Below are 9,027 nucleotides of genomic sequence, written 5' to 3'. Positions count from 1 at the left end.
CAGGGCGTTGCGCTCGCGCGGCGGCACCTGCAGGCGCTCGGACAGGCGCATCACCATCTCGCGGCTGGGGCTGGCGCGGCCGGTTTCCACGCAGCTCAGGTGGCGCGTGGAGACCTCCGCCTGCAGGGCGAGTTCGAGCTGGCTCAGGCGGCGTCGCTGGCGCCAGTGGCGCAGGTGGTCGCCGAAGGGCAGGGGGGCGGCGTGGTGGGGGCGGTGGGCGTGCATGGCCGCATGGTAGGCCGGGTGGGGGCGGCGGCCATGACCTGGCAGGTCATGGACCCGCTGCTGGGGGGCCGACACGATGGGCGCCATGTTCAACCCCCCTCAGGAGCCCGACATGAGCCTTTCGACCTTGCGCCTCTCCACCCCCCAGCTGCGCCGCGTGCTCGCGCTGGACGCCATCGCCGGCGCCGGCACCGCCGTGCTGCACCTGGCCTTCGCCGGCTCGCTCGCGGGCTGGCTCGGTCTGTCCGAGGGCCTGATCACCGCCGCCGGCTGGGCCTTGCTGGCCTACATCGCGCTGGCGGCGATCCTGGCACGCCAGGTGATGCCCGCGCGCGGACCGCTCATGGTGCTGATCGTGGGCAACGTGCTCTGGGGTGTCGCCTGCCTGGTCCTGGCCTGGGGCGGTGACAGCGGCGTGACGGCGCTGGGCCAGGCCTACCTGACGGTGCTGGCGGTGGCGGTGCTGGCCCTGGCCGACCTGGAGTTCCTGGGCTGGCGCGCGCCGGTCCAGCGCCTGGCGGTCTGATCCCAGCCGGCTTCCCGGGGCAAATCGCCGCCGCGCTTGCGGTGGCGCCAGAAGATCGCAGAATGGCCCTTGACCCGAACGGAACGATCTTCAGGAGCCACCGCATGGACGCCCCCACGAGCTACGCCCACCCCTTTGCCCAGACCGTCAAGACCTTCACCCCCGCGGTCGGCAAGACCGGCCGCCTCTATTCCCTGCCGGCGCTGGCGCGCGAGTTTCCCAACGTCAAGCGCCTGCCGCATTCCATCCGCATCGTGCTGGAAAGCGTGCTGCGGCACTGCGACGGCGAGCGCGTGACGCGCGAGCACGTGGCGCAGTTGGCCAACTGGAAGCCCAAGGCGGCGCGCACGGACGAGATCCCCTTCACCGTGGCGCGCGTGGTGCTGCAGGACTTCACCGGCGTGCCCCTGCTGGCCGACCTGGCCGCCATGCGCAGCACCGCCCAGCGCCTGGGGCGCGACCCCAAGCGCATCGAGCCCCTGGTGCCGGTCGACCTGGTGGTGGACCACTCGGTCATGGTCGACCACTACGGCACCAAGGACGCCCTGGACCTGAACATGAAGCTGGAGTTCATGCGCAACCTGGAGCGCTACGGCTTCATGAAGTGGGGCATGCAGGCCTTCGACACCTTTGGCGTGGTGCCCCCGGGCTTTGGCATCGTGCACCAGGTGAACCTGGAGTACCTGGCGCGCGGCGTGCACCTCAAGGGTGGGCTGTACTACCCCGACACGCTGGTGGGCACCGACAGCCACACCACCATGATCAACGGCATCGGCGTGGTGGGCTGGGGCGTGGGCGGCATCGAGGCCGAGGCTGCCATGCTGGGTCAGCCGGTGTACTTCCTCACGCCCGACGTGGTGGGCTTCGAGCTCACGGGCCGCCTGCGCGGCGGCGTCACGGCCACCGACCTGGTGCTCACCGTCACCGAGATCCTGCGCCGGCACAAGGTGGTGGGCAAGTTCGTGGAGTTCTTCGGCGAGGGCACGGCCTCGCTCACGCTGCCCGACCGCGCCACCATCGCCAACATGGCGCCCGAGTACGGCGCCACCATGGGCTTCTTCCCGGTGGACGGCAAGACCCTGGAATACTTCCGCGGCACCGGCCGCAGCGCGGCCGAGATCGACGCCTTCGAGGCCTACTTCAAGGCCCAGGGCCTGTTCGGCGTGCCGCAGCGCGGCGACATCGACTACTCGCAGGTGATCACGCTGGACCTGGGCACCGTGGCGCCCAGCCTCGCGGGCCCCAAGCGGCCGCAGGACCGCATCGAACTGGGTGACGTGTCGCGCCGCTTCACCGAGCTGTTCAGCGCGCCCATGGAACAGGGCGGCTTCAAGCAGCCGCCGGGCAAGCTGGCGCAGGCCTTTCCCGCCGGCAAGGGCGTGGACCTGAAGAACGGCGACGTACTGATCGCCGCCATCACCAGTTGCACCAACACCAGCAACCCCAGCGTGCTGCTGGCCGCCGGCCTGCTGGCCAAGAAGGCGGTGGAAAAGGGCCTCAAGGTGCAGCCGCACATCAAGACCTCGCTGGCGCCGGGCTCGCGCATCGTCACCGAGTACCTCACCAACACCGGTCTGCTGCCCTACCTGGAGCGGCTCGGCTTCGCGCTCGCGGGTTATGGCTGCACCACCTGCATCGGCAACGCGGGCGACCTGAGGCCCGAGTTCAACGCCGCCATCACCGACAACGACCTGGTCTGCGCGGCGGTGCTCTCGGGCAACCGCAACTTCGAGGCGCGCATCCACCCCAACATCAAGGCCAACTTCCTGGCCAGCCCGCCGCTGGTGGTGGCCTACGCCATCGCGGGCACCGTCACCACCGACCTGATGACCCAGCCGGTGGGCACCGGCACCGGCGGGCAGGCCGTGTACCTGGGCGACATCTGGCCCACCAGCGACGAGATCCACGCGCTGATGAAGAGCGCCATGAACGGCAAGGCCTACCGCGACAACTACGCCCGCGTGAAGACCGAGCCTGGCGAGCTGTGGGAGCGCATCCCGGGCCTGAGCGGCACCACCTACGACTGGCCCAAGAGCACCTACATCGCCGAGCCGCCGTTCTTCCAGGGCTTCGCGCTGGACGCGGTGGACGCCCAGCGCCCGGTGGCGGTGCATGGCGCGCGCATCATGGCGCTGTTCGGCGACTCCATCACCACCGACCACATCTCGCCGGCCGGCAACATCAAGGCGTCCTCGCCTGCCGGCCTGTGGCTGCAGGCGCACAAGGTGCTGCCGGCCGACTTCAACAGCTACGGCGCACGCCGCGGCCACCACGAGGTGATGATGCGCGGCACCTTTGCCAACGTGCGCATCAAGAACCTGATGATCCCGCCGCTGGCCGACGGCACGCGCGAGGAGGGTGGCTTCACCCTGCACCAGCCCTCCCCGGCGGCGGCCGCCGCCGGTGCGCGGCCCGAGAAGCTGCCCATCTACGACGCCGCCATGCGCTACGTGGCCGACGGCGTGCCCACGGTCATCTTCGCGGGCGAGGAGTACGGCACCGGCTCCAGTCGCGACTGGGCGGCCAAGGGCACGCAGTTGCTGGGCATCAAGGCCGTGGTGGCGCGCAGCTTCGAGCGCATCCACCGCAGCAACCTGGTGGGCATGGGCGTGCTGCCGCTGCAGTTCAAGCCGGGCGACTCCTGGGAGTCGCTGGGCCTGCGCGGCGACGAAACCATCGACGTGCTGCCGCACCCCGAGCTGACGCCGCAGAGCGACGCCACGCTGGTGATCACCCGTCCCGACGGCCAGCGGCGCGAGATCACCGTCACCCTGCGCATCGACACGCCCGTTGAGGTGGAGTACTACCGGGCGAACGGCATCCTGCCCTACGTGCTGCGGCAATTGTTGACCGCTTGAGCCGGTCGGCGCATCGCGGCATCATGTGACCCACAGCTTCTTTGTCGGGGGTCGCGATGCGAAAGACAGCGAAGTACAGCCCCTCGCGCCGCGCGGCCCCGCCGGTCGACGCGCTGCCGGGGGTGCAGGCCATCGAACCGGCCGCCGAGGCGGCCGCGCCAGCGCGGCCCGTTCGCCGCTGGCGCAGCGCCCTGGCGCGCGGCGCGGCCAGCCCGCGCTTCATGTGGGCGGCCATCGCCCTGCTGTCCATCGCCCTGATCGCGCTGGTGTGGCAGCGCCAGGCGGGCGGCGCCGCCGCGCTCACGCAGAAGGACATCGACGCCGCCGTGCTGCGCACCCTCACCACCCAGGTGATGCCCTCGCCGGCCGCGCGGGCGGCCGAGAAAATCCGCCCCGCCGTGGTGCGCGTGCTGTCCTACGGCAAGGATGAGAAGGGCAAGGAGAGCGAGCAGGGGGTGGGCACCGGCGTGGTGATCGTCGACAAGGGCGTGATCCTGACCAACCTGCACGTGGTGCAGGGCGCCGACCGGCTCAAGATCACCTTCGCCGACGGCAGCGAATCGGGCGCCACCGTCACCGGGGCGCAGCCCGAGAACGACCTGGCCGTGCTGCAGGCCCAGACCATCCCCGACGACCTGATCGCGGCCACCCTGCGCTCCACCAACGACCTGAACGCCGGCGACCAGGTGGTGGCGGTGGGCTTTCCCTTTGGCATCGGGCCCTCGGTGTCGGCCGGCGTCATCTCCGGCTTCGACCGCGAGTTCAAGTCGCCCGAGGGCAAGCAGGTCATCGGCAACCTGATCCAGTTCGACGCCGCGGCCAACCCCGGCAATTCCGGCGGCCCGCTGGTCACCATGGACGGCGAGGTGGTCGGCATCGTCACCGGCATCCTCAACCCCACCAGCGCCCGCACCTTCGTGGGCATCGGTTTTGCCGTGCCCATCGAAAGCGCTGCCAGCGCCGCCGGCCTGCCCCCGTTCTGAGCCCCCCATCCACCGACCGGAGCCCTTCATGAGCGACACCAACGCCCCCGAGACCGCCCAGCTGATGGAGGAGATCCTCTACGAGGTCAAGCGCGTGGTCGTCGGCCAGGACCGGTTCCTCGAGCGCGTGATGGTGGGGCTGTTGGCGCAGGGCCACCTGCTGGTGGAGGGCGTGCCCGGTCTGGCCAAGACGCTCACCGTGAAAACGCTGGCCGAGGCGATCCAGGGGCGCTTCAAGCGCATCCAGTTCACGCCCGACCTGGTGCCGGCCGACCTGGTCGGCACGCGCATCTACAACCAGAAGACCGGCGATTTCAGCACCGCGCTTGGCCCGGTGTTCGCCAACCTGCTGCTGGCCGACGAGATCAACCGCGCGCCGGCCAAGGTGCAGAGCGCGCTGCTGGAGGTGATGCAGGAGCGCCAGGTGACCATCGCGGGCGAGACGCACCCCGTGCCGCGGCCCTTCGTGGTGATGGCCACGCAGAACCCGATCGAGACCGAAGGCACCTACCCGCTGCCCGAGGCGCAGGTGGACCGCTTCATGATGAAGGTGCTGGTGGACTACCCCAGCGACGAGGAGGAGTACGTCATCGTCGAGCGCGTCACCGGCCCCGCGGTGCGGGTGAACGCGGTCGCCACCACCGAACAGCTGGCCGCGCTGCAGGCGCTGTGCCGCGAGGTCTACGTGGACCCCTCGCTGGTGCAGTACGCGGTGCGCCTGGTGTCGGCCACGCGCTACCCGGACCGGCATGGCATCAAGGACATGGCCGGTCTCATCACCTTCGGCGCCAGCCCGCGCGCCACCATTGGCCTGGTGGAAGGCGCGCGCGCCCTGGCCATGATGCGTGGCCGCGCCTACGCCCTGCCCGAGGACATGGTCGACCTGGTGCCCGATGTGCTGCGCCACCGCGTGGTGCTGTCCTACGAGGGCCTGTCCGAAGGCCTCACCAGCGATGCGCTGATCGCGCGCATCATGAAACACATCCCGCCGCCAGCGCGCCCGCTGGAAGCGGAAAAGCGCGTGGCCTGATATGTTCAAGCGCCTGTTCGGCCGAGCCCCCACCGCGCCCCCCGGCGAGGCGGGGAGGGCGCCCGCCGCGCAGCGCGCCGATGCGCTGCTGCGCCAGTTGGAGTGGACCGTGCTGCGCCGGCTCGACGGCCTGCTGCAGGGCCACTACAAGACCCTCATGCGCGGCAGCGGCCTGGACCTGGCCGACCTGCGCGAGTACCAGCTGCACGACGATGTGCGCCACATCGACTGGAACGTCACGGCGCGGCTGCAACAGCCGCACGTGCGGGTGTTCACCGAGGACCGCGAGATGGCGGCCTGGTTCTTGCTCGACCTCAGTCCCTCGGTGGATTTCGGCTCGGGCGAGCAGCGCAAGAGCGACGTGCTGCTGCGCTTCACCGCGGTGCTGGCGCGCCTCATCTCGGGCCAGGGCAACCGCGTGGGCGCCATGGTGTACGGCTCGCGCGGCCGCGCGCGGGTGGAGGCCATGCTGCCGGCGCGCGGCGGGCGCCTGCACGTGCTGCGCCTGCTGCAGATGCTCATGCCCGCCTCGGCCGGGAAAGCGCCCGCGCCCGCCGGCAACGCCGCCACGCGCCTGGGCGACCTGTTGCGCAGCGCCGTCTTCACCGTGCGCCAGCGCAGCACCGTTTTCGTGGTGTCCGACTTCATCAGCCAGCCCGGTTGGGAACGTCCGCTGGGCGAGCTGGCGCGCCGCCACGACGTGGTGGCCGTGCGCCTGGTCGACCCGCTGGAGCTGGAGTTGCCCGACCTGGGCCTGATCCCCATCCGCGACGCCGAAACCGGCGAGCAGATCGTGGTCGACACGAACGACAAGGGCTTTCGCCAGCGCTTCGCGCGCATCGCCGCGCAGCGCGAGGCGCAGTTGCGCGACAGCCTGGCGCGCGCTGGCGTGGACACGCTGGAACTCGCCACCGACGAGGACCTGACCGACGCGGTGCTGCGCTTCGTGGACCTGCGCGAGCGGCGCGTGCGCCACGGTGCGCTCGGGCGGCCCATGCCCACGCAACTGCCTCGCCGAACCCGAGAAGGAGTGCGCGCATGAGCACCGCACGGCCGCCCGAAGGGGCACGCACCGCAGCGCATCGCGCGGAGGTTTTGCTATGAACGGATGGCTGCCGCCCGTGAGCTTCCTGTGGCCGCAGATGCTGTGGCTGCTGCTGGCCCTGCCGCTGCTGGTGCTGCTCTACCTGTGGCTGCTGCGCCGGCGCCAGCGCACGGCGCTGCGCTACGCCAACCTGTCCATCGTGCGCGAGGCCCTGGGCAAGGGCCCGGGCTGGCGGCGCCACGTGCCGCCGATGTTGCTGTTGCTGGCGCTGGCGGCCATGCTGCTGGCGGCGGCGCGGCCCACGGCCAGCATCACGCTGCCGTCCACCCAGCAGACCATCATCCTGGCGATGGACGTGTCGGGCAGCATGCGCGCCGAGGACGTCTTGCCCAACCGCCTGGTGGCCTCGCAGAACGCGGCCAAGGCCTTTCTGGCCGAGCTGCCGCGCCACGTGAAGGTGGGCATCGTGGCCTTCGCCGGCTCGGCCCAGGTGGTGCAGCCGATCACCCTCAGCCGCGAAGACCTGGTGACCGCCATCGACAAGTTCCAACTGCAGCGCGCCACCGCCATCGGCAGCGCCATCGTGGTCTCGCTGTCCGAGCTGTTTCCCGATCAGCGCATCAGCCTGACCGACATGACCTACAGCCGCAACACCGACCCCTTCGCGCCGCGCGGCCGCTCGCTTGACCAGCCGCGCAACACCGAGGAGAAGGCCTTCCAGCCGGTGGAACCGGGCTCGTACGGTTCGGCCGCGATCATCCTGCTCACCGACGGCCAGCGCACCACCGGCGTGGACACGGCCGAGGCCGCGAAGATGGCGGCCGACCGGGGCGTGCGCGTCTACACCGTGGGCGTGGGCACGGTCGAGGGCGAGGTGATCGGTTTCGAGGGCTGGTCCATGCGCGTGCGCCTGGACGAGGACACGCTCAAGGACGTGGCGCGCACCACCAAGGCCGAGTACTTCTACGCCGGCACCGCCGAGAACCTGAAACAGATCTACCAGTCGCTGAGCTCGCGCCTGACGGTGGAGAAGAAGGAGACCGAAGTCTCCGGGCTGCTGGCCTTGCTGGCCGCGGGGCTGGTGGTGCTGGCGGCGGGGCTGTCGCTGGCGTGGTTCAAGCGGGTGCTGTGACAACGGCGCCTGGCGCCGCGCGGGCGTTTGGCGGCCGACGGATCACTGGTCCGGGCAGAGCAGGCGGCCAATGAGCGCGTTCGTGGCCGCGTAAAAGCGCGTATCCGGTTGCTGCTTCAGTTTGCTCAGGAGAAGGCCCACGTCTTTCGCATCCCGGGGCCATGTCTTGGCGCCATGCAGGACCGACAGCAGGGCATTGGTCAGGCTGCTCGGCACGATCTCGTCAACTTCAACGAAATGAAGCAGCGCACACACACCGAGTTCATTGGCCTTCTCGCCGTCGAAACGGGCCAGCCACTCCAGGGCATGGGGGAAGAACTTCAGGTTGTCGTTGGAGAGCACCTCGGCCATGTGATGCCGGTCCGGGCAGGTGGACAGCGGCTTGATGATCTTTAAGGCCGACAGGGGGATTTGGGGGTCGAGCGTCATCAGGTCACTGACCCGGCGGGCCAATGCCCATGCCGTTGTGGCGCTGGCCGCAGGGGCGACGAAGGGTGTACGGGGGGGTGTCGGGAGAGGCGTCAGCGTGAATGGCGGCGGCGGGGTGTGCGGCGGATGTCCCTGGTGGCCGGGCGTCCCTTGCGGAGGCGGCGTATCCCAGGGGCTATTCGGAACCAGGGGGGTGAAAGCCGTTCCAGGGTGTTGTGGTGTTTGCTGTGCAACGGCCTGGTAGAGGTTGTTGGAAAAGAGTGGGGGGGCGTGCATGTCCACCTGTCCGTTCGACGGCATGTCCAGAAACTGCCCTGGCAGGTAGGGGTGGGGAACGGGGCGATTCGCCGGTGGTCGAGGCGGAACCTGCGTCAATAGCCTGGCCTGCAGTTCTCGGCCGTGGCGGAGCAGTTCCAGCTGAATAGCGGTGATCGATTGGTGGCTGTGCCGGTCCATCGGGTGGCCGGTGAATGCCACGGTGTTCCCGAAGTTCTGGAACGTGTCCGCCAGTTCCGTGATGGATTGCAACCGCAATTGGTTGAGTTCGGGTGGTGTGTTCGTTCGACGCGGAGGGGAGTCATCACGGGACTCGGCGCTGCCGCAGGCAATGGGCGATGGGCTGGCGTCGCTGCGCTCTGTTTCGGTGAGGGATTGAATCGGGTGGAATGGTGAAGCGGCTCCGGGCAGGCGATGGCAGTCGGCGCTCTCTGTCGTCAGGCAAAAAATCGGAAGGCTGGTGTTGTTTCCGGCGTGGGGCTGGTGGATGAGGGCGTCCGGAGGGGGATAGATGTAGCGCTGC

General features: G+C 69.8%; 7 protein-coding genes and 1 pseudogene. 6 read left to right on the top strand and 2 right to left on the bottom strand.

Annotated features, from left to right (window positions below; all coding sequences use genetic code 11):
- Positions 1–225 (bottom strand): helix-turn-helix domain-containing protein (locus BGO22_RS14415; RefSeq protein ID WP_286851444.1); only part of this gene is annotated, 225 nt, incomplete at its 3' end.
- Positions 226–337: 112 nt separating this feature from the next.
- Here BGO22_RS14415 and BGO22_RS14410 point away from each other — a divergent pair.
- The 6 genes from BGO22_RS14410 (at position 338) to BGO22_RS14385 (ending at position 7,799) form a co-directional block, all read left to right on the top strand.
- A complete protein-coding gene (locus tag BGO22_RS14410) occupies positions 338–751 on the top strand; it encodes a hypothetical protein (protein WP_070397557.1) in 414 nt (137 codons plus the stop codon).
- Between the two features lie 104 nt (positions 752–855).
- A complete protein-coding gene (acnA, locus tag BGO22_RS14405; protein ID WP_070397558.1) occupies positions 856–3,609 on the top strand; it encodes an aconitate hydratase AcnA in 2,754 nt (917 codons plus the stop codon).
- A gap of 56 nt (positions 3,610–3,665) precedes the next feature.
- On the top strand, positions 3,666–4,592 hold the full coding sequence (locus tag BGO22_RS14400) for a S1C family serine protease (protein ID WP_070397559.1): 927 nt from the start codon (positions 3,666–3,668) through the stop codon (positions 4,590–4,592).
- A 28-nt stretch (positions 4,593–4,620) separates the two neighbouring features.
- Positions 4,621–5,622, top strand: coding sequence for an AAA family ATPase (locus tag BGO22_RS14395; protein ID WP_070397560.1), 1,002 nt, complete (start codon positions 4,621–4,623; stop codon positions 5,620–5,622).
- A 1-nt stretch (position 5,623) separates the two neighbouring features.
- A complete protein-coding gene (locus BGO22_RS14390; protein ID WP_070397561.1) occupies positions 5,624–6,664 on the top strand; it encodes a DUF58 domain-containing protein in 1,041 nt (346 codons plus the stop codon).
- A 79-nt stretch (positions 6,665–6,743) separates the two neighbouring features.
- Positions 6,744–7,799, top strand: coding sequence for a VWA domain-containing protein (locus tag BGO22_RS14385; RefSeq protein ID WP_070397770.1), 1,056 nt, complete (start codon positions 6,744–6,746; stop codon positions 7,797–7,799).
- A gap of 42 nt (positions 7,800–7,841) precedes the next feature.
- On the opposite strand, the pseudogene BGO22_RS14380 reads toward BGO22_RS14385, so the two are convergent.
- A pseudogene (locus tag BGO22_RS14380) lies at positions 7,842–9,027 on the bottom strand (hypothetical protein); the annotation flags it as partial.

The sequence above is a fragment of the Hydrogenophaga sp. 70-12 genome (genome assembly GCF_001897365.1).
Taxonomy (GTDB): Bacteria; Pseudomonadota; Gammaproteobacteria; order Burkholderiales; family Burkholderiaceae_C; genus Hydrogenophaga; species Hydrogenophaga borbori.
This window is presented reverse-complemented; position numbering and strand designations above follow the sequence as displayed.

Bases quoted from the DNA above. Each gene is read 5' to 3' on its own strand.
- BGO22_RS14410 (WP_070397557.1), top strand. From the start codon at position 338: ATGAGCCTTTCGACCTTGCGCCTCTCCACCCCCCAGCTGCGCCGCGTG.
- acnA (WP_070397558.1), top strand. From the start codon at position 856: ATGGACGCCCCCACGAGCTACGCCCACCCCTTTGCCCAGACCGTCAAG.
- BGO22_RS14400 (WP_070397559.1), top strand. From the start codon at position 3,666: ATGCGAAAGACAGCGAAGTACAGCCCCTCGCGCCGCGCGGCCCCGCCG.
- BGO22_RS14395 (WP_070397560.1), top strand. From the start codon at position 4,621: ATGAGCGACACCAACGCCCCCGAGACCGCCCAGCTGATGGAGGAGATC.
- BGO22_RS14390 (WP_070397561.1), top strand. From the start codon at position 5,624: ATGTTCAAGCGCCTGTTCGGCCGAGCCCCCACCGCGCCCCCCGGCGAG.